This window comes from Sphingobium sp. JS3065 (assembly GCF_026427355.1).
Taxonomy (GTDB): domain Bacteria; phylum Pseudomonadota; class Alphaproteobacteria; order Sphingomonadales; family Sphingomonadaceae; genus Sphingobium.
The window spans coordinates 209,572-233,451 of sequence record NZ_CP102665.1; the positions used below are offsets into that span (position 1 = coordinate 209,572).

A 23,880-nucleotide genomic window follows, 5' to 3' on the forward strand; every position below is an offset into this window, starting at 1 on the left:
GCCGACCTGTCCCTTTTCTGATTAGAGGCAAAAAGGGGGAAGAGTCTACCGACCCTTCCCCAAGTTGGACGTCTGTTCTGACAGGGCTTAAGTGTCAGAACCGGACGTTGATGCCTCCGCGGGCTTCGGCACCCTTTTGCGACCCGCCGAAGTTCACACCGCCCTGAACGAACAGTCCGATGCGATCATGGAAGAGCGCATTGATGCCCGCGTCGAGTGACCCGTAGCCCTTGGGATCAACCCCCTTCAGAATGAAGGGCGTGCCACCCGCAGCATAGGTGAAGGCACGGCTGGAGCCGATGTCACCCTGGAAGGTGTAGCTGAGCTTACCGAACGGACGGATGGCCATCGCTTCCGTCGCCGCCAGCGTGGTGGCGAGACGGACACCGACTTCAGGCACGAACACCGTCTTGGAGTCGCGGCCTGAGCTGACGCCGATACCGGCGCCGCCTTCCTCGGTGAAGCCACCCAGCGACCAGTGACGCAGCGCCACCTTGGCATAGGGCATGACGGAGGCGTTGCTGCCTTCGGTCACGTCATAGCCGAGTTCGGCATTGGCGTTCCACTCGCGGCCCTTGAAGGACGCGTTCATCGTGCGGTCAAGTAGGGTCAGCTCACGCGTCACGTCGAAGTCGGAGAAGCCATAGACGAACTGTGCACCGGCATGGAGCGGACCGAAGCTGTGCTTCCAGTCCAGACCCAGCGAGTAGGTCCGTGCCTTGGCCGATTCCGGCGTACCGCGAGCGGCGATGTCATGCTCGGCATAGGCGAAACCGATGCCCAGCGTGCCTTCATCCGAGTAGCCCAGGTTGAAGCCGAAGGCCCCGCCATAGCTGTTGTCGCGGATCTTAGACGCGCCCGAGGAGGTGCCGCCATAACGGGCGAAACGACCGACCGGGTTGATCCAGAAGCCGAAACCGGACTTGCCGGTGGCACCCACGACCGCTGCGCTCTCGAAGCTCTCGGTCAGGGCCGAGTTCTGTTCGATCGCTGCCAGCGAGCCGTAGATTTCGGCCGAGGACAGTTCGTTGAACACCTGCTGCGCGCCGGTCAGCGTCAGACGCCAGTCGAGACCCGAGATGATGTTCGCCGCATCCTGCACCAGACCCATTTCGTTCACCGAGGTGAACACCGCGCCGCCATTGGCGTCCTGCGCGATCTTCGTGGTGATGACCGGGATCAGCGCGTCGAGGGCGCCCGCAGCCGAAGCGGCATTGGGGTTGGTTGCCGCCGAGGCGTAGCTGGTGCGCTTGGCCGCGATGCTGACGGTCTTGGCAGCCGTGTCGTTCTTCAGCTCGAAGCTGACGAAGGGCGAGCTGATCGACTGCGACACGGTGGCGCTGACTGCGCTGGCCGCATCGGTGTAGGAGAACAGCGTGTAGCCGTCGCCATTCGAGTAGATCGCATCCCGCGTCACGTCGACCACCAGCTTGCCGGCCAGGTTCAACTTGCCGGTCACGTCGATGCGCGACGGACTGGACTGGACCGAGGAGCCGTTGGCCGCGGTGGTGAAGTAGGGCACATTTGCACCGGCCTGGATCGGGCCGAGCACTTCGGTGCCACCATTGCTGGTGCCCACCGAAACCGCGCCGGCGCGGACCAGCGACGGGCTGACGCCGACGACCGTGGTGCCGGTGGCGGTCTGGGTATAGTCGCCGGTCAGTGCGACCTTGACGCCCGTGATCGTCTCCGTGCCCTCGGTGGTCAGGCTGTTGCCGATCGTGTCCGCACCGATCAGGGTGCGGCGACCGACGACCAGCGTGCCGCCGTCGACATTGATGTTGCCCTTGATGCCGATGAAATCGCCATCCGCATCGGTCGGATCATAGGCCGGGCCGGTGAGCTGGATTTCACCCGCCTTGACGTTAATCGCGCCGACATCCGCGCTCCAACCCGGCTGGAGACCCGGAGCATCCGGAGCGATATAGGGCGCGAGGTCGAGCACGAAGGTGCCCGCATCGGCCTTGTTCACAGCTTCGACGCCGAGGATACGGACCGAACCGGTCGAACCGGTGCCAAAGCCCAGATCCTGCGCTTCCTTCGACAGCACCGCTTCGGGCGAGTAAACGGCCGAGGTCGGGGTCTTCAGGTTCAGCTTGTCCGCACCCAGATAGCCCGAACCGTTGAGGTTAAGCGTGGTGTTGGTCAGGCGGTTGCCGTCTTCGTCCTGCTGCGCAACAATGCTGCCCAGCGTGACGGAACCATTGTTGAGGTTGACCGTCGCCGAGACGTTGCTGGTCTTGACGTCGGGCTCATCGGCCCGGCCGAACGGATCGCTGACCGTCGCGCCACTCACATAGACGCCACCGCCCAGGAAGTTGTTCTGGTTGATGGTGTAGTTCTGCGCCGTCAGTGCCGCCGCCGGCGTCACGGTCTGGACCGTGTCGGTGACGGTGTCGGTCTGAGTCGTCGTGTAGTTGGCGACCTCATCACCGGCATAGATGCTGCCCGCGATACCGCCGCTGTTGGTGACGGTGCCGGTGCCGGCCGCGATGGTGACGTCGCCGCCGATGGTCGCGCCCGATGCGTTGGTGACCGAAGCCGTGCCGCCGACGCCAGTCAGCGTCTGGACCGAAACATCCTGACGCAGCGCTGCATTGTCGAGGTTGGTCGAGGTCAGGCTGCCGCTGCCGACGGAATTGAGCGACAGGGCGTAAACGCTGCCCTCGATCGCGCCAGCGTTGCTGACCGATGCCGACTTGTTGCCGCTGGCATAGGCTTCGCCACCGACTTCGCTCTTGGCACCCACGCTGATCGAGGCGTCGCCGCCTGCCAGAGTGGAGCTGCCGACGATGGTTTCGTCGGTCTGGACGCCGCTGTCATTGTAGAGGCGGGTCTGCGTGTAGCTGTAGTTGGTGTAGTTCGATTCAGCCGACAGATCGCCGCCGACCTTTGAACCGGCCGCGATGGTGACCGAAGCCGCCGTCACGCCTTCCGCATCGACATCGTCCGCAACGCCAAGAGCGCCAAGGTTCTTGAGTGCCGCATCGGTGTTGACGACCACCGACGCGGTGCCGCCGACCTGCGTCGAGCTTTCGGTATAGACCTGCTTGACGATAGCGGGACTGGTGCTGCTGTCTGCAATCTCACCGGCATAGTCGGTCGTCGTGCTGGTGGCATAGTTGTTGCCGGAGGCATAGGCCCGCGCATCGTCGCCGACGGTGCCGGTAACGGTGGTGGTGGCATTGCCGCGGCTCGACGAAGCTTCGGCGTCGCCGCTGACTGTTCCGGCAATGGCGACGGTGGCGTCGCCCACGCCATCGCTGACGGTATAGCTGTAGCCGCTGGTCGAAGTGGTGGTGCCGGTTTGCGCCGCCGGATCGCGCGTGAACGTGCTTTCCGAAGTCGACAGATAGTCGGTGCCGCTGGCGCTGGCATAGACGCTGGCGAAATTGTTGGTGCCGCCGACGCTGGCGTCCTTGGCCACCGTGACAGAAGCGCCGGTGCGGCCATAGGCCTCAACGTCACCGCCATTGATGGCAGCCTTGCCCGAACCGGTCAGGTCGACGCTGGCCGAACCGCCAACAGCCATCTGCTCGTTCGAGCTGCTCTGGACGATGCTGTCCGTGCGATAGACGCCGCCCGTGACCGTTTCAGAAGAAGCATAGCTGCTCTGATAGTGGTAGTCGGTTGCCGAGGCGTTGGACTCCACATCGCCGGCAACGCTGCCGGAAATGGTGACGGCGCTGTTGCCGGTCGCGCTCGAGTAGAGCGATGGCGTGCCGCCGACGCTGCCTTCGACCAGCTTGCCGCTTACAGTGACGGTGCTGTCGCCGCCAGCGTTGGTCGTGGTGGTTTCGTCGTCGCTGCTGGTGATCGTCCGCGTACCGTCGCCGGCCGTGTCGAGAACCGTGACCGTCTTGTCTTGGTCAAGCTCGGTGGAATTGGACGAACCCGCATAAGAATTCAGGCTGCCATAGACGGTGCCGGTGACAGTCGCCTTGCTGGCCTTGTCAGCTTCCTGCGTGATCGAACCATCACCCGAAACGAAGTTCAGCGTGCCGTTAGAGCCGGAATAAGTGCCGGTAACGTTACCGCCCGTTGCCGTTTCGGCGTAATCGTAGACGGTTTCGTTGGTCGAGGTCGTGACGTTCAGCGCCGGCGGCGTGGCGATGGCGGTCGAGCTGCTGTTGTTGTAGGTATATTTATAGTCGCTGTCCGAACCGGTGCTGCGCGCATCGGTGCTGCCGAACACGGCGCCCTTGTTGTCGACGGTGACATCGCCCAGAGCGTTGATGGACACATCGCCCTGCACCTGACCGGTCGCCGCATTGGCGAAGCTCGCTGCGCCGCCTGCCTGCTTGTAATGATATTCGTCGATTTCCTGGTTGCTGCTTTCGACCAGCGTCGGGCTGCTCGACGAGGACGAGCTGTAGGTTTCGCTGTAGTTCGTCGGCAGCGAACGGTTCGAGTTGGCGATGACATCGCCCTCGATCGTGCCGGCGTTCGACAGCGTCACGCCGCCATCGGCGCTGGCGATCAGGTCGCCGCCGATCGATCCGGTCGCACCGACCGAGCCGGTCGCCGCGCCGCCAGCTGCGCTATAATCATAGCTATAGCCGCTCGTGCCGGCCGCATAATCGCTGTTGCTCTGATAATCGTAATTGGTCGCTTGCGACGTCAGTTCGACATCGCCGTCGACTGCACCGTTGATGGTACCGGTCGCACCGCCATTGCCGGAGGCAATCGCATCGCCAGCGACTTCGCCAGACTGACCGACCGTAACCGATGCGGTCTTGCCCGCGGCGGTCTGGGTATAGTGATAGCTGTCGCTGACGGGCGTTGCGCCATCGTCGACCGAAACGGAGGTGTTCGTGCTCGAATAGCCGTCCGCATAAGCCTGTGCGCTGCCATCGACAGAACCGTCGACCGAAACGGAGGCTCCGCCCACGCTCGACGCATAGGCCGAGTTCACATCACCCGTCTGCGTGATCGCAACCGATGCGGCGCCACCGCCGAGAATGTTGTCCGAACGCGAGGTGGTCGTGACCACGGTGCCTGCGGTGGCGGAGCTGGTGCCCGATACCGTCTGCACGGTGCCGCCTGCATAGGCAGCCGCTTCGTCCGCCTTGCCGCCGACGGTCACCGATGCGCCGTTCAGCGCCTCTGCCGTCACATCGCCGCGCGCCGTGTCGGTCTGGTTGGCAACGTCGCCCTGCTGGTCGACCGTAGCCGTGCCGCTGGCATAATCCGTGGTGGTGATGCCGCCGACCGTGGCCGAGGTCGCTGTGGTGATGCTGTCCGCAGACACGTCGCCCGAACGGACCAGGCCGGCCGCCGTGCTTGCCACCGACACGTCGCCATAGCTCGAGGCAGCTACGCCGTTATACACGGTGCCCGAATTGGTGATGCCGACATTGCCGCCGAAGCCGAATGCGTTCAGGCCACCGGAAACCAGACCGCCATTGGTGGCGCTGAAGGTGTTTGCCGCAGCCGCATTGCCCACGCCGTAGAAGGTCGCACCAGCGGTGTCCGTCACCGCGCCAGCGGTGTCGACCGCGCCAAGCGCGCCATTGTTCACGAAGGAGATCGCACCGTCGCCCTGGCCCGCGCTGGGGGTGAGGCCGATGGAGCCGCCGGTGATCGAGCCCGTCGCAGCGACGGTCAGGTTCAGATCAGAATCGGGAACTGCGATCGCAGTGTTGATGGCCGTCTGGACATCGGCTGCCGTCTGCGCGGTCGATACGGTGACATCACCGGCGTGCGCTGTCGCGGAGAAGCCCGCTGACAAGGCTGTAGAGAGCAATAGCGCTCTCTGCAAATTGATCCTTTTCTTCATTCTTGAACCTTTCTTATGGGTCGCTTTTTGGAGGTTGCAGGTCGCCGTTCCGTGAACCGAAGTTCACAGATGGCGACAGAAACCTGTTCTCAGAAATTACTTCACGCTAATTTGGTAGGTATTTGACAGACGATCGGCCCCATCCAATCATTTCTTTTGCCATAATTCGCTCGTTTCTGAGCATCGGAGAACGAATTCCTTATCTGGATTGCGTTAAGGAAATCTCCGAATGATGCCTCGTCTATCCAGATGTTTGTCACAAACCGAGCATTTAAATGTATACTTTTTATATATATTTCATGGTTGATCTCGGTCAGTTTGTGGGTCAGTAGAAACCCGGGGTTGATCGGTGTTGATTGACGGGCGTTACGCGCCCCCACATCGGTTTTGCATCCTTGGGTCGCACCAAAAATTAGTTTGTTGGTGACAAGTCCTGGGGATTGTCTGTGCGTGATGGTTTGAAAATCAGCGAAATTCTTCAGATGGAACAATGCTTCAAGAAGAATTTTGGCTTCAATCTGATGAAGCCAGAGGCAAAAATCATTTTGATTCTCAAGCAAAAAAGGTCGCTTTCCATCAAGGAGGCGATGACATTTCTCGATTTGTCATATCGAGGTTTCTATATTCTCGTGAGAAAGCTCGAAAATAGTGGCGTTATCTATTTGAAAGATGATCCGCATGACAAAAGAGTAAAGCGGATATTTCTGAGCAACGGCGACCTACCTGTCTTGCATTTTTCCTGAATTATCCAATTTTATTACTGTATAGTAATAGACGAACGAAAATCTGTAATTTTTAAGAAGAAAGTCATCAAATCCGCAAGATATGATCCAAAATGGCGGATTTTTATAAGTTCAAGGTTGCACAGGATGGAAATCGTTATGATCTCATCCATATTCTACGGACAAATTCGTCGGGAAGATATCGCCTTCCTGACGGTGATGATCAATGGCTGGATCGATCGACACGGTATCTGGCAAATGCGTTCGGCAACCCGACGGACCGTGGCATTTCAAGCCGCTCCTCAGTCTGAGGAGATCGATGTCGACGCTATCCGGAAAATTCCCTGATATTAGAGTTCCTACCCCGGAAATTGCGACGGGCCTGCCCGACATCGCCCCCCGGGCGCCTTTGGGCCATTTCGGGTGAATCATGAGCATCCGGCTCTTGTGGGCTTCAGGGCGGGCATGACGACAAGGGGGATCAGCCCATATCGCGGCTGAGGCTGATGTGGGCGTCTGGTCGATATTCTTGCGCCTCCTCACGGAGTTAACGGCGCCTGCACAGGAGGTTCCGGGTTTTTTCCGGCTTTTATCAGGCGGCAAGCGCTGCCAGATGGCGGTAATGACCTGTGTACCCCCTCCCATGCTGCGCCTGCGGAATCGTCGTCGACGGTGGATACCTGATCAACTTCAGCTGGCGTTGCTGGCTGCCTATGCAGCAGGATTTGCGATCGCGCATTGGATGGCCGCGGCCTGGGGCGGGGCCGGTTTCTATTCTGTCTGGTATCCGGCGGCCGGGCTGCGGCTCGCGCTGCTATGGTATGCGGGCGCCTGGTTGACGCCTTTCATCGCCCTCGTCGAGATCATGGTCGACGTTGCGAAAGGCATTTTTTCTTTCAGAATGCCGGACTGGCCGATCATCCTGTTCGGGATCGTCCGGCCGGTTTTCGCCTATGGCGCGACCGTCGCGGCGATCCGCTGGCTGGCCAGCGGTTCGCGTGCCACGATCCTGATCCCGCCCATGCCATTTGGGCTCGCGGCGGTGGCGGCTCCGAACGTGGCGGCTCTGTCCGCCTTGCCGGAGTCGCTTTTGCGTCCCGACATGACCCGCGTGCAGAGCGCCCACGAGGTCATCACATCCCTCTCCGCATTCGCTGTTGGCGATCTGCTGGGCGTGCTGATTCTTGCGCCACCTTTGCTGTGGGTGGCTGAGCTGCTGACGCGCCGCCACCGTCCGGGCATGCGGATCGGCGCCAGAATGCGCTGGCCCGAGCTAGCGGAAAGCAGCATCCTGTTGCTCAGCGGCATCGCCATAACCGAAGCGCTGCGCCGCGTCGGCTTGGGTGCTCAGCCCATGCCCGTCATCTTCGCCGTTGCCTGGATCGGCCTGCGTTTCGGGCGAACCGCCGCCTGGGCGGCGCTGGCCATTGCGACCCTCCTCATGCTGCCGCAGACGGCGCAGGACATGACTACGGCCGCCCGGCTGCAATTGCATCTGGGATTGGCGACCGTGGTGGTGGTCGGCTATCTCGCCGGCAGCTTTGCCGATGCGCAGCGGCAGGCGCGTATCGATATCGAGCGGCGCGACCGAATGCTTTTTCAGGCAGAACGGCTGAAGACCCTGCGAGCCATGTCGGTCGCCGTTATTCATGAGATCAGCCAGCCACTGTCCACGCTGGCGATTGAAGCCAGGCACCTCCACGCCATCACCGGAATATCCGACCCGGAAATCGCTGAAAGCGCCGCGCTGATCGATCGCAAGGCGGCGACCCTGTCCAATCTGGTGCGGCGCCTGCGCCGATATGGCGGTCGCGCGGTGGACGAGCCGACGCCGCTGCCGGTGTCGGCCCTGGTAGAGAGCGTCGCCGCACTGGCCGCGCCCGAGGCAAAAAGCGAGGGCGTGACGCTGAAGGTCGATCCGATCGACCCCGATCTCGTCGTGCTCGCGCAGGAGGTGGAACTGGGGCAGGCGGTGGTCAACCTATTGCGCAACGCCATTCAGGGCGCTGGGGATGCGCAGGTCGGACTCGCCGCCATGAGGGTGGACGACCGGGTGCAGATCATCGTGTCGAACCGTCGGGGCGCCGACCAGCTTCCCAATGGCGGCATGGGCGTGGGCACGCTGGTTGCTCGCGCCATTGTCGAGGCCCATGGCGGCACCCTTTCGCGCGACATATCTGCGTATGGCGATGTCCGCGCCACCATTTCCCTGCCCGTGACCGGAGGATTGGCATGATGAACGATGCTGCGAAGATTTACGTGGTGGATGACGACCGCGATCTGGGCGCCAGCGTTGCCCGACTGCTGCGCCGTCACGGCTTCGATGCGCAGCCTTTTCTCGATCCCGCTCCCTTGCTGGACGTCTATGCCGGTGCGCCCGCCGACTGCATCGTCACCGATGTGATGATGGGGGATCTGGACGGCTTCGCCTTCGCCGACCGGATCAGGGAGATCGATCCGTCCTCCGCGATCATCTTCATGACCGCCTGGCCGACCACGGCCAATGCGGTGGATTCGGTGCGGCGCTATGGGGGCCTCGATTATCTGGAAAAGCCGCTGGATGAGGAGCGCCTGCTCGCGGCCGTGGAGGAAGGGGTCAGCTGGTCCAGCGGGCGACGCCAGCAACTGGCCCGCACCGCCAGCCTGACACCGCGCGAGCGGCAGGTTTTCGATCTCCTCACCCAAGGATATAGCAACAAAGTGATTGCGGCGATGCTGAGCCTGAGTTCTAGAACAGTCGAAGACCACCGCGCCTCTGTTATGTTTAAAACCGGAGCAAATGGGCTAGCGCAGTTAATCGCCCTGGCCCGCTAAATGCTCGTCCGACATCTGGGAATTGATCGCCATCACCATAGCCCGAAGATAGTGAATTGTCAGCTCTGTTACAGTGCGAACAGGGTAGGTCCGATTTGGCGGCAGAGAATGGCGTCGCCCCGTAATCGTTGCGGCGCTGTGGAGTCCGCTTCCAAGCAGAGCCAATCGAGCATACAGTGCGGACAGTGACGGGTGGCGGCCCGTCTACTGCCATTAGCCTATGCGCTGCGAGCGGCAGCTATACTCGAGCGCGTCTTCAGAAGCCGACCGTCTCGAAGGTCCCCGAGGCCGCCGTTTAAATCTCTTCGCTTGTCTCTCCAACCTTGGACGCTTTGCTATTCCGAAGGACTCCGGCATCATCAACAATCACGCTTTCGGCGAGCGCCGGGCGGGACGGGGTGCACGCTTTTCAGCTGGAAGCAAGCGAATGGTCGCTGGTTTAAGCCTATCGGTTACCTTCGGGATCTGGTCCACGGCCTCCTTCAACCGCACGAGGCGAGCAACTTTCGAATATCGCCCCGCCGTTTCGCCGGGCATCGCATGACCGATCAGGTCGGCGCGTGTTTCCAGGAACACCTGCTGATGCTTCAACTCGGTCGTCACGGTATGGCGGAATGAGTGGAGCGCCTGGCCCGCCTCGATAAATTCGAGGCGCTTAGCCAGCTTGATCCACCAGCTCTTATAGTAGACGTCGCCATAATTCCGGTTCTTCGCTTCGGTCCGCAACTCTGGAAACAGCATGGTTTCGCCGGCCGCGCGCAGCGCTTCAACATAGGCCGGAAGACCCAACCGGATAAGCTCCTCGGCGAAGGGGACATCCCGCTTTGATGCCAGATTCTTGACCCGCCCGCCATTCTCGTCGGTCACGGTGAAATACCGGATGCCCTCGCTATGCCCGATGTCGGCCAGCGTCAGCTGACAGATTTCTTCACGACGGCAGCCGCTGTACCAGGCGATCAACGGCACCCAGTAGCCTGCATCGTGGTAAATCTCGCTGCCGATCTCCAGCCGCCGCGCCACGGACCGGGAACCGATCCAGATCGGCAACCGGAACAGAGCGCGCCCCTCTTCCTCGGTATAGGCCTCGCGCTGTTCGCGGGCGTCCCGCTGATCCTCGTAGATGAAGTCGGCCCAATCGATCGCCGCCATAGTCGGCACCTGCTTGGCGAACCACGTCGTCAATTCCTTGAGGAAAAGAAAGTGACGGTTGGTGGTCGTGGCGCCCAGGCCGATCGTTTCGGGCGATCGTTTCTTGGCCGCGATCTCCGCTGCCGCCTCGGCGCAGATTTCCTCCAGCGTCATGTACTGATGGCGGGAGGATTTATGGTGGCTGGTCGGCAGGCGGCTGAAATGATCGTTCAGCGCGACGATGGACCCGCGGGTCAGAAACCGGAGAGGCTGAGCGCCATAGCTTTTTTCCAGCAGTCGCGCGGCGGCCTCGAACTGGCTGCGCGTCTTGTCGGTCCATCGCGCCTTGCGCTTCGCGTCGCCAAGGATCTTGGGGTTCTCTGCAATGAAGCGGGCCGCCGCCTGGGTCGGCGTCATGGAGGCCCACGGCTCATCAACAGCTGCTTCGATTGCCACCGGGGTTGCGACAACCGGCACATGGGCAGGAACGACGGGCTGCGGCACCGAGAATTGCGACCACATGCTCATCGGGTCAGCAAGCCGCCGCCGGAATTCCATGGCCCCGGCCAGTCGCCCCTCCAGCATGACCTTGCGCGCGATGGCCAGACTCGCGTCCGTCCGCTCAACCTTGAACAGATCCAGCGCGCGGCCTGCGCCCTCCAGCACTTCCGCGCTCCACTCGGGCTTCATCTCGAACAGATCGACCACCGCCTGACGCTGGTCATCCGACAGATCGGCGAAGCGTTCATTGACATGGTCCCGCGACCCCGCGTTAGCCGGGATGCCATGGACGATGAATTCCTTCATCATCGCCTCGCAAATGCCGATATAGCCCTCGATCAGATAGGTCGCGTTGTCGGGCTCATCGCTCTGGAACTGGACATGATTGCGGTCCAGCTCGTCCCGCATATTCTCCAGCGCCCTGCGGAAAATCTCCGCCTTCTGCTCCGCGGTCAGCGTGGCAGTGCGGTCGGCGTGGGTCAGCGTCATCTTCAGCGTCTCGCTCTTCGCCGTCAGCGCGCAGGCCAGGCGGCGCGCGACGGTCTGATTGGTCGTTCTGAGCGACAGCCGTACGGTGAAAGGCTTACCATCGAGGAAACGCACAGTGCGGCGCCAGTAATAAACGGCGCCCCGGCGTTCGACATTCTGAATCGCGGGCAACGGGCTCTCCACAGGGAGTCGTCACACCCACCAGCCCAATCTGGCGGATGAAGCCTGATTACCTCAACAAAACAATGGCTTAGATCGAAAACTGGCTGGGGCGGCAGGATTCGAACCTGCGCATGGCGGCATCAAAAGCCGCTGCCTTACCGCTTGGCGACGCCCCAGCATTGGCCGGACATCGCCGGCGCGGACCGCCATATAACGTCTGTTGCGTGAAAGGAAAGCCTAGTCATTATTTTCCGGACACGCCAATATATGTCCCGTCCCTTTCCTTCAGCCTGGAACCGCCCGGCATGTCCGCTCCCAATTCTCCATCAGCCGTCTCACCCTCCCAGATCGCGCCTGCTTCGCCGCTGTTTCTGCGTGAGGATGAAATCCGCCGGGGCATAGAGATGCTCTATTTCGGCTATTCCGCGCTGACCCGGTCGATCGACGAAGGACTCGCCGCGCAGGGGCTGGGGCGGGCGCATCACCGCGCGCTCTATTTCATCTCGCGCCAGCCCGACCTTACCGTCAAGGATCTGCTGCGCCTGTTGGCGATCACCAAGCAATCGCTGGGACGGGTACTCAATGACCTTATCGAGCAGGGCTATATCGAAACCCGCCAGGGCGCCAATGACCGGCGGCAGAAATTGCTGCGGCTGAGCCAGGCGGGCGTGGCGCTGGAGGCGGAACTGTTCCGCGCCCTGCGGGAAAAGATGGCGGCCGCCTATGCCCAGGCGGGGCAGGGGTCCGTCACCGGATTCTGGCGCGTGCTGGAGGGGCTGATTCCCGACCAGGACCGATCCATGGTGTTCGGCCTGCGCGGCCGCTGAAGCGGTGGTGGCCTGCGTGATTCACGCTCTGCCGGTGGGGGAGGGGATGGCGCATCCTCGCACAGGGCGCAGAGCGCATTACGCGAAAATCCGCTGAGCGGGGGAGCATGCCTCCCGCTCAGCGGACATCGTCAATGGCGAAGGATGATCGGCAGGGGTGCCGATCTTCCGTCAATGCAGCCCTGAACCGCCGCCTGCCAGTTCCTTGGCGATGGTGCCGACCATGTCCTTGGCGTCGCCGAACAGCATCTGGGTGTTGCTGTTATAGTAGATCGGATTGTCGATCCCGGCGAAGCCCGCGTTCATGGAGCGCTTGATGACGAACACCGACTTGGCGCGATCCGCCTCGATGATCGGCATGCCTGCGATGGCGCTGTTCGGGTCGTCGCGGGCCGACGGGTTGATCGTGTCGTTCGCGCCGATGATCAGCGCCACGTCCGCCTGCGGCAGTTCCGGGTTGATGTCGTCCAGCTCGATCAACTGCTCATAGGGCACGTTCGCTTCGGCCAGCAGCACGTTCATATGCCCCGGCATGCGGCCCGCCACGGGGTGGATCGCGAACTTGACGTCCACGCCCTTCTTGGTGAGCGCCTGATAAAGTTCGCTGACCTTGTGCTGCGCCTGCGCCACGGCCATGCCATAGCCCGGAATGATCACGACGCTGCTGGCGTTTTCAAGCTGCATCGCCGCTTCCTCCGCCGATGCCGACCGCACCACCCGGTCGTCCTTGCCGCCCGCCGCGCCTGCCACGACCTTGCCGAAGCCGCCGAACATGACGTTGGCGAAGCTGCGGTTCATCGCCTTGCACATGATGACCGCCAGGATGAAGCCGGAAGCCCCGTCCAGCGCGCCCGCCACGATCAGCAGCTTGTTGCCCAGCGCAAAGCCCATGGCGCTCGCCGCCAGACCCGCATAGCTGTTGAGCAGGGCGATGACCGTCGGCATGTCCGCGCCGCCGATGGGGATCACCAGCAGCACGCCGAACAGCAGCGCCAGCGCCACGAAGGCCGGGAACAGCCAGGTCTGCGTCGGGTCAAGCGCGAGCATCGTGCCCACGACCACCGCCGCCAGAGCCACGCCGCCATTCACCACCCGCTGTCCCACGAAGGACACGGGGCGGCTGCCCATCAACTCCTGCAACTTGGCGAAGGCGATGACGGATGCGGTGCAGGTCAGGAAACCCAGCAGGATTTCGAACATCAGCGCCCACATGATGAAGCCGCCGGCATATTCGGCATGGGCATGCTTGTAATATTCCGCCGCGCCGATCAGGCCCACCGCTAGCGCGCCGAAGGCGTGACTGATCGCGGTCCGCTGCGGGATCGCCGTCATCGGCATCAGCAGCGCCATCGGAATGCCGACGGCGGCGCCTGCGACCATGGCGATGAGGATCAGGTTGTAATCGACCACCTCATGCTGGACCAGCGCGCCGATAATGGCGACGGCCATGCCGATTTCACCGGCGCGCACGCCCCGGCGCGCCGTCGTGGGATGGCTCATCCACATCAGCGCCAGAATGAAGAGGACGGACGAAAGGATCGCCGCAAAGGGTACGAATGCGTTCATCTCACTTCCCCCGCGGCTTGAACATCTTGAGCATGCGGTCGGTGATCATGAAACCGCTGACCAGGTTCACCGTGGCGCAGAACACCGCGACGAAGCCCAGCGTCTTGGCCAGCGGCGTCGCGCCTTCCTCGCCCGTGATGCTGATTGCGCCCACGATCACGACCGCCGCGATCGCGTTGGTCAGCGACATCAAGGGCGAATGCAGCAGCGGCGACACCTTCTTGATCAATTGGAAGCCGACAAAGGCCGCCAGGATGAACACGAACAGATAATCGGGATTGAGCGAACTCATTGCATAGCCCCCGTCAATTGAAGCAGCCTCTCGCTGACGACTTTCCCACCCTGCGTCACGCGGATGGCGTTGCCGATTTCCTCGTCCAGCACCGGCGCATTCCGGTCCTTGTTCCAGAAGGCGGAGAGGAAATTATAAAGGTTGCGCGCAAACAGCGCCGACGCATCGGCGGCAAGGCGAGAGGGCACGTTCTTGTGCCCGACGATCTTGACGCCGTGCCGCTCGACCACCTGGCCCAGCACCGCGCCCTCGACATTGCCGCCCTGTTCGACGGCCAGATCCACGATCACGCTGCCCGGCTTCATCGACGCGATCTGCGCGTCCGAAATCAGGCGGGGAGCGGCCTTGCCGGGGATCAGCGCGGTGGTGATGACGATATCCTGCCTGGCGATATGGCCGGAAACCAGTTCCGCCTGCGCCTTTTGATATTCCTCGGACATTTCGGTGGCATAGCCGCCCTTGCCCTCACCCTCGATGCCAGCGACGCTCTCCACGAAGATCGCCTTGGCGCCCAGGCTCTCAATCTGTTCCCTGGTGGCGGAGCGCACGTCGGTCGCGGAGACCTGCGCGCCCAGGCGCCTGGCGGTCGCGATCGCCTGCAAGCCAGCGACTCCGACGCCCATGATGAAGGCCTTGGCCGGGGTTACCGTGCCCGCCGCCGTCATCATCATCGGGAACGCACGGCCATATTCGGCGGCGGCGTCCAGCACCGCCTTGTAGCCGGAAAGGTTCGACTGCGACGAAAGGATGTCCATCGACTGGGCGCGGGTGATGCGCGGCATGAACTCCATGGCCAGCGCCTCGAACTCCGCAGCCGCATAGGCATCGATCCGCGCCCGCTCGACAAAGGGATTGAGGCCTGCGACGATCCATGCGCCCGGCCTGGCGCCCGCGATGCTGGCCGGGTCCGGACCCTGCACGCCCAGGATGATGTCCGCGTCCGCCACCGTCGCGGCGCGATCCGCCACCGTGGCGCCCATGGCGGCATAGTCGGCGTCGGAGATGGCGGCGGTCAGGCCCGCGCCCGTCTCCACCGCGACATCGGCCCCGAGAGCCTTGAATTTCTTGACCGTTTCCGGCGTGCCGGAAACACGGCGCTCATCGGGCGCCATCTCTTTGATTATGCCGATCTTCACTACATCCACCCTCGTCCTGCGTTGGCAAGGCCCTGGTTCGACGAAGCCGCCTACCATTCCCGCCTTTAATGTGCCCATTATCGACGGAGATGAGTCGCAATAATGTCAAAACCGAAAGAATCAAACGATTAATATGCGTGTTATAGAAGGGGTCGCGCTAGGAGTGCCTTTTTGCGGGGAAATTCGCTATTGGCGGTCCGACGCCAAACGAGGAGCATGATGAGAATTCGCAAGCAAAATTCCCGCGAAGGACTGGTCACGGCGGCGGTGGCGAAGCTGCGGGACATGATCGTCGCCCAGCCTCCCGAAGCGCAGATCGGATCGTTGCCGGATCTGGCGAAGGCGCTGGGCGTGGGCATCGTCACCGTACAGCAGGCCGCGCGCGTGCTGGAGCATGAAGGCTTTCTGAAGGTTCGTCGCGGGCCTGGCGGCGGCTATTACGGGACGCGGCCCGATGCGGAGGGGTTGAGTCAGGCCATTTCCGGCTTCCTGGCGCTGCATCAATCGGCGCATCCGGAGGCGATCGATATCATCACCTTGCTTGACTGCGAACTCATGGCAGCGGCGGCCCGCGCGACGAATGAGGCGCTTCGGCAGGAACTCGCGGCGCTCGTCGAATCGATCGACGACCGCAATACGGCGCGCCAGCGGGGGGCGTTCGATCAAAGCCTGCTGGATATTCTATATCTGATGGTCGACCGCCCGCTCATGGAACTGCTTTCCCGCGTGGCCGTGCACCATTATGCCGAATATCCCCGCGGGCCGGTTTATGGCGGCAGCGCGGGCAAGCAGCGCTGGAAGCGGGAAAGGCGGGCCATCATCTCCGCGATACTGGATGGAGACCCGGAGCGCGCCCGGTTCGAAGCGCTGCGGCGACGGCGGGAGATCATGCGGCAACTCGACGCGGCGATCTGAGGAAATCGGGCAGGCGGCGAGCCATGGAGGAAATGCCGGTCGTCACGCGGCGGGCGATTCGCCTGCCCAGGCGCGGGTAAGGAGCGCCAGCACGCCCGCATGGATGACGGGCCGCGGCTTCCAATAGGGATCGCTCGACGCGGCTTCGGCGGCGGCGATGCCGGATTCGGGCATGCCGATGTCCCGGAGCGCCCGCGCTATGCCCAATTTTCCGGCGAAGTCGAACAATGCCGATGCGCCCGGCTCGCCGCCCATGACCCGCCCAAGGACCGCGCCGACCTTTGGAGCGGCTTCGGCATTATAGGCGACCGCATGGGGCAGCACGGTGGAATGGGTTTCGGCGTGCGGCAGGTTGAACATGCCGCCCAGCACATGGCAAAGCTTGTGATGCAGCGCCATTCCGGCGGTGCCCAGGCAGACGCCGCTCAACCACGCGCCGTAGAGAGCGTCGGACCGGGCGTCGGCGTCGTCGGGCTGCTCGACGATGCGGGGCAGCGCCGATGCGAGCCATGGCGTTCATGCCCGAAGTGGCGGAGAGCGCTGCCGGAAGACTCAAGGTGAGATCGACGTGGAACCGCCGCCGATGGCGATGGTGCCGTCGACATCGCCGGAGGCGATCATCTTCAGGGCGGCCTCCGTCACGTCGACCGGCGTATGGATGGTCGCGCCAGCGAAGATGCCCGCGCAATTTTCAGGGATTCTGTCGCGGATGGCTTCGGCTTCGCCGATCTGCTGAGGGGTCGCCAGAACCAGCAGGCGCTTCAGCTTCATGCGCTCGATCTCCGCGCCCAGCTTCGCGACCGTACCCCGGCCAAAGATCACTCGTGATGGAAGGCCGTCGTAGATAAAATCGTCCAAAGAGCCGGAAGCGAACCAGCGCCGGGCATCGGCTTTCCGCTGGCGTCGCGGGCGAGTATGCCGTCGGTGAGGATGCCGAGCTTGCGCGATGCGTGCATCAGCTTGACCGCATGGGGTCGCCGTTCGGATTCATAGCTGTCAATCCCGAAATGCATGCCGGGCGGGGAGGGAGGAGCAGATGCAGGTGATGACGATGAGGTCGGCCAGCTTTGCCCATCACGGCGCGGGCTTCCTCCAGGGGCTGGGATTCAGCAACGATGCCCGGCCCGAACCTGAGGGCAATGGCCTGGGCGATGTCGGCGTTGCGGACCATCTCGTCGGAGATGGCGTTGTAGATGTCGGTGGACATTGCCAATGAATGGCACCGTGCGAATATATTTAACATAAGATATATTATCAGCTTTTTTCCATGTAAGCGCCGGATAGAAATGACACCCCTCTGCTAGATAGAAATGACACCCTCGGGCGTCCTTAGCAGAGTCCGGTGGCATGGTCCTCCTGGCAGTTCGGGAGGACGCGCTTATGACGGTGGTGGCGATGAGCCATGGCGAGCTTTCGCGGTTTGACACATTGTCGCGCGTGGACCGCGGCGAACTTCGGGTTGAGGATGCGGCGACGTTGCTGGGCTTGAAGCGCCGGCAGATTTTCCGGTTGCTTGAACGTCTCCGAGTTGAAGGCGCTTCAGGCCTGGTGTCGCGCAAACGTGGTCGGCCGAGCAACCGACGTCACAGCAATGCCTTTCGCGAGCGGATCCTGTCACTGGTCCGCGAGCATTATGCGGATTTTGGACCGACCCTGGCGCGTGAGTATCTGGCGGAGCGCCACGATATCGCGGTGGGCTGTGAGACATTGCGGCAGATGATGATTGAGGCTGGTCTGTGGCAGGATCGCGCAGCTCGCCGGTCTCGCCCATATCAACCGCGCCACCGCAGGGAGTGTCGTGGCGAGCTGATCCAGATCGACGGCTCGGATCATGAATGGTTTGAGGATCGCGGACCGCGATGCACGCTGCTCGTCTACATAGACGACGCGACCAGCGAGTTGATGCACCTCAAGATGGTCGAGAGCGAAAGCACCTTTTCCTACATGGAAGCGACGCGCGAATATATCGAGCGGCACGGCAAGCCGGTGGCCTTTTATTCCGACAAGCACACGGTCTTCCGCAACGCTAAAGCGACCGCCAAGGGTGACGGCATGACGCATTTCGGGCGCGCGCTCGATGCGCTGAACATCGAGATCATTTGCGCCAACTCACCCCAAGCCAAGGGCCGGGTCGAGCGGGCGAACGGCACATTGCAGGACCGCCTGATCAAAGCGATGCGCCTGGAAGGTATCTCGTCGATCGAAGAAGCGAACGTCTTTCTGCCGAGCTACATGGTTGGGCACAATGCGCGCTTCGCTCGTCCGGCCGCAGACAGTCGTGATCTACACCGCCCTCTGGCACTGCGGGATGATCTGCACTCCGTCATGGTCTGGCGCGAACAGCGGACGGTCACGGCCGCGCTGACGCTGCACTATAACAAAGTGCTGTTCCTTCTGGAGCCGAACCCGATCAGTAAGGAACTGGTGCGCAAGCGCGTGGATGTCTGTGAATATCCTGACGGCACAGTCGAGATCCGCCACGAGGGGCGCTCCCTTCCCTATAGCCTGTTCGACAAGATGCCCCGGATCAATCAACCTGCCATCGTCGATAACAAGCATCTCGACGCGGCACTGGCGCTAGCAAAAGAGATCCAAGCGGTCGCGCCGCATCATCGGCAGCGGAACAACTATGCCCCTGCTCGCCGCGACCAGCCAATGCATCTGTTCCCGGAACCGGAGGTGCCGGTGAAGATCGATGGGCGTCGGTTGGGTGGGGCCAAGCTCAAGCGCGGCCCCCGGCTCAGCCAGGCGGAATTACGGGCGCGCGGCACGCTCGAGTTCGTGAAGGCGCGCTAAAGCGGCGCTGACCGAGCCCGCTGCCTGCGCAGCGGGTCCGTGCCCTTCCCCACCACTGTTACGCCATCAGCAGGGTCTGCGCTGCGCTATCCCGAGGGCTCCACGCAGCCCCTGCTGTGATCAAGAGGTGTCATTTCTATCGGGGCCAGATAGTGTCTTCTCTATCCGGTGCGAACATTGAACGCAAACGGGACGTTTGAAATCAAAAGCTTATCCAGCCTGAGCGTCATGCTCGAAATGCACGACGAAAACTCTTAAAGGATAGCCTCCCTCAAACCCCCGGCACCCCCAAAATCCGAGCCTCGTCCCTGATCCGTCCGGCCTGCGCCGGATTGGCCGCTTTCGCCGCTGCATAGGCTGCCGCCGCCTTCGCCGTCTCCCCCAGCGTCATGCGGCTGCGCATGAGCATGATCCAGCCATCCACATTGCCCGGATTCGCCTTCAACTTCGCCTCAAGCCCGGAAACCATCCCCTCGACCATCGCATCCTGCTGCCCCTTGGGAAGCTGCGCCGCCGCCTGCATCTGCTCCCGGCTAGGCCCCGGAATCGCCGCTGCCGCCACCGACATGCCGTCCCCCATAGGCGGATGCGGCGCGACCGGCTTCACCGCCGCCAGCCGCCCGGCCACATCGATCCCGTTGATCTTCCCGACCTGTTCAATGGTCCGGCGCAGATCGGCCTCCCACGGCGCACCGGGCGGCGTATCCCCCAACAACGCCAGCCAGTCGCGGATCGCGCCCTCATGATCCTTTGCCAGATCCCTGCGCACCGCCAGGAAATAACGCGCCCGCGGGTCTTTCGGATCGAGCGAGATCGCCTTGTCGAATGCGTCAGCCGCTTCCTTTGGCATCGGATCACGCTCGCTCGCCATCACCGCCGCCTCGCCGAGCGACGACCAGAAGGTCGCATTGCCCGGCGCCAGCTTCGTCGCATGGCGATAGGCGCGCACGGCATCGGCATGACGGCCGCTTTCGAAATAGGCCCAGCCCAGCCTTTGCCAGCCTTCGGCATCGTTGGGATTGGCGCCGACCCGGTCCTGAAGTCCGCGAATGACGGCTTCCGGATCGTTCGCCCGATTGTCCATCAGCGGGGAAGGAGCGGCCGGGGCTTTCGCCTCGTCGGGCATGCGCATCATATTATAGCCGACCGATACGGCGGCAATGCCGATCGCGCCCATCAACACGACCCGCCCCCAACTCCAACCCATTATTCTTTCACTCCCCGGCTGATACCCGCCGATCCTCTCTAGCGTGACGCTGCGGAAATGATAGAGTGCCGCCCCGGGACAGGCATCCGGCAAGATCCGGGGCACAGGGGTATTTGGGGGATAATCATTGGCTGACCGCGTGCGTATCGCGATCGTCGGATCGGGGCCGGCGGGGCTGAGTGCGGCCGCGCGCGCCGTCCAATTGGGGCTTTCCCACCTGCTGATCGAGAAGACGGACCATCTGTCCGACACCATCTTCAAATATCAGAAGGGCAAGCATGTGATGGCGACGCCCAGCCAGCTCGTGCTGCGTTCCGACTGCGATTTCGAGGCGGGCAAGCGCGAATCGATTCTGGACCGCTGGAACGCGCAGGCGGCGGAGCAAGGCATCAACGTCGCCTATAATGCGGAGGTGAAGGCCATCGTCGGCACCGGCGATCCCATAACCGGCAGCATCCACAAGATCGTGGAACGCAAGCGCGACGGCACCACCGACACCAGGGAAATCCAGCGCCTGGCCCCGCCCTATCGCCTGAGCTTGAGCGATGGCCGGGAAGTCATCGCCGATGCGGTGATCATGGCCATCGGCACGCAGGGCAACCCCAATCTGATGCGCGTGCCGGGCGCCGATCTTCCTCATGTGCAATATCAGCTTGATGATCCAGCCGCTTATAATGATGAGCATATCTTCGTCGTCGGCACTGGCGACGCGGGCATCGAAAACGCCATCGGCCTTGCCGCCGACGAGGCGCAGGGCAATGCCGTCACCATCCTCAACCGATCGACCGAATTCGCCAGCGCCAAGGCCGCCAACGTCAAGGCGCTGATGGCCGCCGCCGAAGCGGGCCGCCTTTCCATCATGACCGAGACGACCACCGCGAAGATCGAGTCGGGCTTCATCACGCTCGACAGCCGCGATGGCGAGGTGAAGCTGAAATGCGATCGCATCATCGCGCGCATGGGTTCCGCCCCGCCCCGCGCCTTCGTGGAAAGTTGCGGCATCGAATTCACCAGCGGCGACCGGCTGGCCTTCCCGAAATTGTCGCCGGTCTTCGAAAGCACCGCCCCCGGCATCTTCGTGATTGGCGCGCTGGCGGGCTATCCGCTGATCAAGCATTGCATGAATCAGGGCTATGACGTCGTCGAATATATCAATGGCAATCGCGATCTGAAGCCTGCGGACGAACCGATACTGGCCGCCAAATTCGCGGGTCTGCCGGAAAGGAAGAGCGTCGCGGAGTGGCTGGAGTTCCTCCGCGGCAATGTCTCGATCCTGGAGGGCCTCTCCCCCCTCCAGATGCGCGAGTTCATGCTCGACAGCGAAGTGCGGGCCTATCGCAAGGGCGATCTGATCTTCGAGCGTTACGACCCCGGTTCCTCCCTCTTCGGCGTGGCGCAGGGCCAGGCGCTGGTGGAGGTCAGCCCTACCCTCGACGTCCCCATCGACCGGGGATCGATCTTCGGGGAGGTCGGCCTGATCTCCGGCCGCCGCCGTGGCGCGACGGTGCGGGCGGGTGCGGACTCGATCATGGTGGAGGTGTCGCGCACGGCGGCGCTGAAACTCATGTCCTCCAACCCCCCGGCCAAGCGCGCCATCACCCGCATCTCGACCGAGCGGCAATTGCTGCAACTCTTCGGCGCGGGCCTGACCCCGGCGGACCTGGCCGAAGTCCTCGACACCGTCGAAATCCAGACCGTCAAGGCGGGCGAGCCGATCATCACCGAAGGCGACATCGGCAACGACATCTATGTGATCCGCGTCGGCTCCATGATCGTGGAGAAGAAGATCGGGGGGAAGAACGTCTTCCTCTCCTACCTCCCCGCCGGCAGCTATGTGGGCGAAATGGCGCTGATCGCGGGCGGACCCCGCACCGCCACGGTCAAGGCGACGGTCAAGTCCGAAGTCATCAAGCTGAACGGCGAGGCGTTCGCCCGGCTGATGGCCGCCAAGCCCGCCCTGCTGGAGCGCGCGCGCCGCGACATGGCTGCCCGGCAGGACGTCAACGCCTTCATCGAAAGCCGCAAGGACAGCTTCTCGACCGTCGTCGACATGTATTCGGAGACGGCCAAGTTCCTGGTCGACAACGGCATCGGCGAAGCGACCGACGTGCTGCTGATCGACGAGCATCTGTGCGTCGGCTGCGATAATTGCGAAAAGGCCTGCGCCGACAGCCATGACGGCCTTTCCCGCCTCGACCGGGAAGCGGGGCGCACCTATGCCCACCTGCATGTGCCCACAAGCTGCCGCCATTGCGAGCATCCGCACTGCATGGCCGACTGCCCGCCCAACGCCATCCATCGCGGCCCGGACGGCGAAGTCTTCATCGACGATAGCTGCATCGGCTGCGGCAATTGCCAGCGCAACTGCCCCTATGGCGTCATCCGCATGGACAGCGTGCCGCCGAAGAAGCCGGGGCTGCTAAGCTGGATGCTCCTTGGGCAAGGCCCCGGCCCCGGCGAACCGTCGAAGAAATGGCGCGCCAAAAATGCCGAACCCGGCGTCGAAAAGCCCAAAAAGGCCATCAAATGCGACATGTGCTCCGGCATTGACGGCGGCCCCGCTTGCGTCCGGGCCTGCCCGACCGGCGCCGCGATCCGCGTCGCGCCGGAGGATTTCCTGACCGTCGCCCGCCTTGATGGGGATGCGCGCTGATGGCCACCCGCCTTTCCGACCGATCCGTCCCCCGCGCCCGCCGTGCCAAGGGTGAAGTGCTGCATGACGGCTTCCTGCGCCACGCCGGATTCCGCTGGCTGAAGATCGCCGCGCTGATCAGCGTCCTTGCCATCGTCAGCTATATGCTGGTCGACGTCACGCCGCATCATAATGGCGGTAGCTGGTACGGATACGCCATGGGCACGGTCGGCGTGCTGCTGATCCTCTGGCTGACGCTGCTCGGCCTGCGCAAGCGGGCGATGACGCGGGGCCGCTGGTCGCTGAAGGCCTGGTCCTCCGCCCATGTCTATCTCGGCCTCAGCCTGATCGTCATCGCCACGCTGCACACGGGTTTCCAGCTTGGCTGGAACGTCCACACGCTGGCCTATGCGCTGATGATGCTGGTGATCCTTTCCGGCCTGTTCGGCATCATCGTCTACGCGACCCTGCCCGCCGCGCTCAGCAACAACCGCGCCGAAATGACGCAAGTGCAGATGCTGGACGCCGTGCGCGCCATCGACCGCCAACTGCACGACGCCGCCCAACCCCTGCCCCATGACAAGGCCGCCCTGGTCCGCCAGTCGCTGGAACAAGACCCGTTCGGCGGCAGCCTGCTCAACCGCCTGTCCGGCCGCTATCCACGCTGCGCCACCGCCAGGGCACAGGCCGCGCTCCGCCACTGGACCGGGGACAAGCCTGACACCGGGAACGATCCGCTGGAACGGATCGACGCCCTGCTGGAACGCAAGCAGGCCATGCTCGCGCGTCTGAGGCGGCACCTGAAAATCAAGGCGCTGCTGGAAATCTGGCTCTACGTCCATATACCCGCCACCTTTGCCCTGCTGGCCGCGCTGACCGCGCACATCGTCAGCGTCTTCTTCTACTGGTGAGCG

19 protein-coding genes and 1 tRNA gene are annotated in these 23,880 nt (G+C 62.9%); 9 read left to right on the plus strand and 11 right to left on the minus strand.

Annotation, left to right across the window (positions count from 1 at the left end; translation table 11 throughout):
* Positions 1-94 precede the first annotated feature (94 nt).
* Positions 95-5,779 carry an autotransporter outer membrane beta-barrel domain-containing protein gene (locus tag NUH86_RS18445; RefSeq protein WP_267252781.1) on the minus strand — a complete coding sequence of 1,895 codons (5,685 nt, stop codon included), beginning with the start codon at positions 5,777-5,779 and terminating at the stop codon, positions 95-97.
* A gap of 101 nt (positions 5,780-5,880) precedes the next feature.
* On the minus strand, positions 5,881-6,339 hold the full coding sequence (locus NUH86_RS18450) for a hypothetical protein (protein ID WP_267252782.1): 459 nt from the start codon (positions 6,337-6,339) through the stop codon (positions 5,881-5,883).
* Between the two features lie 309 nt (positions 6,340-6,648).
* Between NUH86_RS18450 and NUH86_RS18455 the strand changes: the two genes are divergently transcribed.
* From NUH86_RS18455 to NUH86_RS18465, 3 genes are all read left to right on the plus strand, one after another.
* The gene (locus tag NUH86_RS18455; protein ID WP_267252783.1) at positions 6,649-6,849 is read left to right on the plus strand and encodes a hypothetical protein; all 201 of its coding nucleotides are present in this window, start codon (positions 6,649-6,651) and stop codon (positions 6,847-6,849) included.
* A gap of 394 nt (positions 6,850-7,243) precedes the next feature.
* Positions 7,244-8,737: a sensor histidine kinase gene (locus tag NUH86_RS18460; protein ID WP_267252784.1), complete on the plus strand. Its 1,494-nt coding sequence runs from the start codon at positions 7,244-7,246 to the stop codon at positions 8,735-8,737.
* Complete coding sequence (locus NUH86_RS18465; protein WP_416365393.1) at positions 8,737-9,315, plus strand: response regulator transcription factor; 579 nt, start codon at positions 8,737-8,739, stop codon at positions 9,313-9,315. Before NUH86_RS18460 ends, NUH86_RS18465 begins: the two co-directional genes overlap by 1 nt.
* A gap of 366 nt (positions 9,316-9,681) precedes the next feature.
* Here the strand turns inward: NUH86_RS18465 and NUH86_RS18470 are convergent, their stop codons facing one another.
* Together NUH86_RS18470 and NUH86_RS18475 are read right to left on the minus strand one after the other, a co-directional pair.
* Positions 9,682-11,604, minus strand: a complete 1,923-nt coding sequence (locus NUH86_RS18470) for a site-specific integrase (RefSeq protein ID WP_267252786.1) — start codon at positions 11,602-11,604, stop codon at positions 9,682-9,684.
* Positions 11,605-11,696: 92 nt separating this feature from the next.
* Positions 11,697-11,771: transfer RNA gene (locus NUH86_RS18475), tRNA-Gln, on the minus strand.
* Between the two features lie 129 nt (positions 11,772-11,900).
* Between NUH86_RS18475 and NUH86_RS18480 the strand changes: the two genes are divergently transcribed.
* Positions 11,901-12,422 carry a MarR family winged helix-turn-helix transcriptional regulator gene (locus NUH86_RS18480; protein ID WP_267252787.1) on the plus strand — a complete coding sequence of 174 codons (522 nt, stop codon included), beginning with the start codon at positions 11,901-11,903 and terminating at the stop codon, positions 12,420-12,422.
* 171 nt (positions 12,423-12,593) lie between these two features.
* Here the strand turns inward: NUH86_RS18480 and NUH86_RS18485 are convergent, their stop codons facing one another.
* Genes NUH86_RS18485 through NUH86_RS18495 form a run of 3 tightly spaced genes read right to left on the minus strand, consistent with a single transcriptional unit; the run spans position 12,594 to position 15,416 of the window.
* Positions 12,594-13,988, minus strand: coding sequence for an NAD(P)(+) transhydrogenase (Re/Si-specific) subunit beta (locus NUH86_RS18485; RefSeq protein WP_267252788.1), 1,395 nt, complete (start codon positions 13,986-13,988; stop codon positions 12,594-12,596).
* A 1-nt stretch (position 13,989) separates the two neighbouring features.
* Entirely contained in the window at positions 13,990-14,280 is a 291-nt protein-coding gene (locus NUH86_RS18490; RefSeq protein WP_025549500.1) for an NAD(P) transhydrogenase subunit alpha, read from the minus strand.
* On the minus strand, positions 14,277-15,416 hold the full coding sequence (locus tag NUH86_RS18495; RefSeq protein WP_267252789.1) for an NAD(P) transhydrogenase subunit alpha: 1,140 nt from the start codon (positions 15,414-15,416) through the stop codon (positions 14,277-14,279). The genes NUH86_RS18490 and NUH86_RS18495 overlap by 4 nt, the downstream gene beginning before the upstream one ends.
* A 216-nt stretch (positions 15,417-15,632) precedes the next feature.
* Between NUH86_RS18495 and NUH86_RS18500 the strand changes: the two genes are divergently transcribed.
* Positions 15,633-16,331, plus strand: coding sequence for an FCD domain-containing protein (locus NUH86_RS18500; RefSeq protein WP_267252790.1), 699 nt, complete (start codon positions 15,633-15,635; stop codon positions 16,329-16,331).
* A 42-nt stretch (positions 16,332-16,373) separates the two neighbouring features.
* Here the strand turns inward: NUH86_RS18500 and NUH86_RS24765 are convergent, their stop codons facing one another.
* The 3 genes from NUH86_RS24765 to NUH86_RS18510 are packed head-to-tail and all read right to left on the minus strand — an operon-like array spanning position 16,374 to position 17,344.
* Positions 16,374-16,826: an iron-containing alcohol dehydrogenase gene (locus NUH86_RS24765; RefSeq protein ID WP_323749040.1), complete on the minus strand. Its 453-nt coding sequence runs from the start codon at positions 16,824-16,826 to the stop codon at positions 16,374-16,376.
* A gap of 57 nt (positions 16,827-16,883) precedes the next feature.
* Entirely contained in the window at positions 16,884-17,153 is a 270-nt protein-coding gene (locus tag NUH86_RS24770; protein ID WP_323749036.1) for an iron-containing alcohol dehydrogenase, read from the minus strand.
* A complete protein-coding gene (locus tag NUH86_RS18510) occupies positions 17,150-17,344 on the minus strand; it encodes a hypothetical protein (protein ID WP_267253042.1) in 195 nt (64 codons plus the stop codon). Before NUH86_RS18510 ends, NUH86_RS24770 begins: the two co-directional genes overlap by 4 nt.
* A 29-nt stretch (positions 17,345-17,373) precedes the next feature.
* On the opposite strand from NUH86_RS18510, the gene NUH86_RS18515 reads away from it, so the two are divergent.
* Both NUH86_RS18515 and NUH86_RS18520 read left to right on the plus strand, forming a co-directional pair.
* Positions 17,374-17,547, plus strand: coding sequence for a hypothetical protein (locus NUH86_RS18515; protein WP_267252791.1), 174 nt, complete (start codon positions 17,374-17,376; stop codon positions 17,545-17,547).
* Positions 17,548-17,711: 164 nt separating this feature from the next.
* A complete protein-coding gene (locus NUH86_RS18520) occupies positions 17,712-19,127 on the plus strand; it encodes an ISNCY family transposase (RefSeq protein WP_267253037.1) in 1,416 nt (471 codons plus the stop codon).
* Positions 19,128-19,398: 271 nt separating this feature from the next.
* Here NUH86_RS18520 and NUH86_RS18525 read toward each other — a convergent pair whose 3' ends face one another.
* Positions 19,399-20,304, minus strand: coding sequence for a tetratricopeptide repeat protein (locus NUH86_RS18525; RefSeq protein WP_267253038.1), 906 nt, complete (start codon positions 20,302-20,304; stop codon positions 19,399-19,401).
* A gap of 157 nt (positions 20,305-20,461) precedes the next feature.
* Here NUH86_RS18525 and NUH86_RS18530 point away from each other — a divergent pair, with 157 nt between their 5' ends.
* Positions 20,462-22,987: a cyclic nucleotide-binding domain-containing protein gene (locus tag NUH86_RS18530; RefSeq protein WP_267252792.1), complete on the plus strand. Its 2,526-nt coding sequence runs from the start codon at positions 20,462-20,464 to the stop codon at positions 22,985-22,987.
* Positions 22,987-23,877: a hypothetical protein gene (locus NUH86_RS18535; RefSeq protein WP_267252793.1), complete on the plus strand. Its 891-nt coding sequence runs from the start codon at positions 22,987-22,989 to the stop codon at positions 23,875-23,877. Before NUH86_RS18530 ends, NUH86_RS18535 begins: the two co-directional genes overlap by 1 nt.
* Positions 23,878-23,880 lie beyond the last annotated feature (3 nt).

Coding starts and splice junctions, on each gene's coding strand:
- NUH86_RS18520 (WP_267253037.1), top strand. CDS start 17,712: ATGACGGTGGTGGCGATGAGCCATGGCGAGCTTTCGCGGTTTGACACA.
- NUH86_RS18460 (WP_267252784.1), top strand. CDS start 7,244: ATGGCCGCGGCCTGGGGCGGGGCCGGTTTCTATTCTGTCTGGTATCCG.
- NUH86_RS18510 (WP_267253042.1), bottom strand. CDS start 17,344: ATGCATTTCGGGATTGACAGCTATGAATCCGAACGGCGACCCCATGCG.
- NUH86_RS18480 (WP_267252787.1), top strand. CDS start 11,901: ATGTCCGCTCCCAATTCTCCATCAGCCGTCTCACCCTCCCAGATCGCG.
- NUH86_RS18525 (WP_267253038.1), bottom strand. CDS start 20,304: ATGGGCGCGATCGGCATTGCCGCCGTATCGGTCGGCTATAATATGATG.
- NUH86_RS18490 (WP_025549500.1), bottom strand. CDS start 14,280: ATGAGTTCGCTCAATCCCGATTATCTGTTCGTGTTCATCCTGGCGGCC.
- NUH86_RS18455 (WP_267252783.1), top strand. CDS start 6,649: ATGGAAATCGTTATGATCTCATCCATATTCTACGGACAAATTCGTCGG.
- NUH86_RS18485 (WP_267252788.1), bottom strand. CDS start 13,988: ATGAACGCATTCGTACCCTTTGCGGCGATCCTTTCGTCCGTCCTCTTC.
- NUH86_RS18500 (WP_267252790.1), top strand. CDS start 15,633: ATGATGAGAATTCGCAAGCAAAATTCCCGCGAAGGACTGGTCACGGCG.
- NUH86_RS18445 (WP_267252781.1), bottom strand. CDS start 5,779: ATGAAGAAAAGGATCAATTTGCAGAGAGCGCTATTGCTCTCTACAGCC.
- NUH86_RS18465 (WP_416365393.1), top strand. CDS start 8,737: ATGAACGATGCTGCGAAGATTTACGTGGTGGATGACGACCGCGATCTG.
- NUH86_RS18535 (WP_267252793.1), top strand. CDS start 22,987: ATGGCCACCCGCCTTTCCGACCGATCCGTCCCCCGCGCCCGCCGTGCC.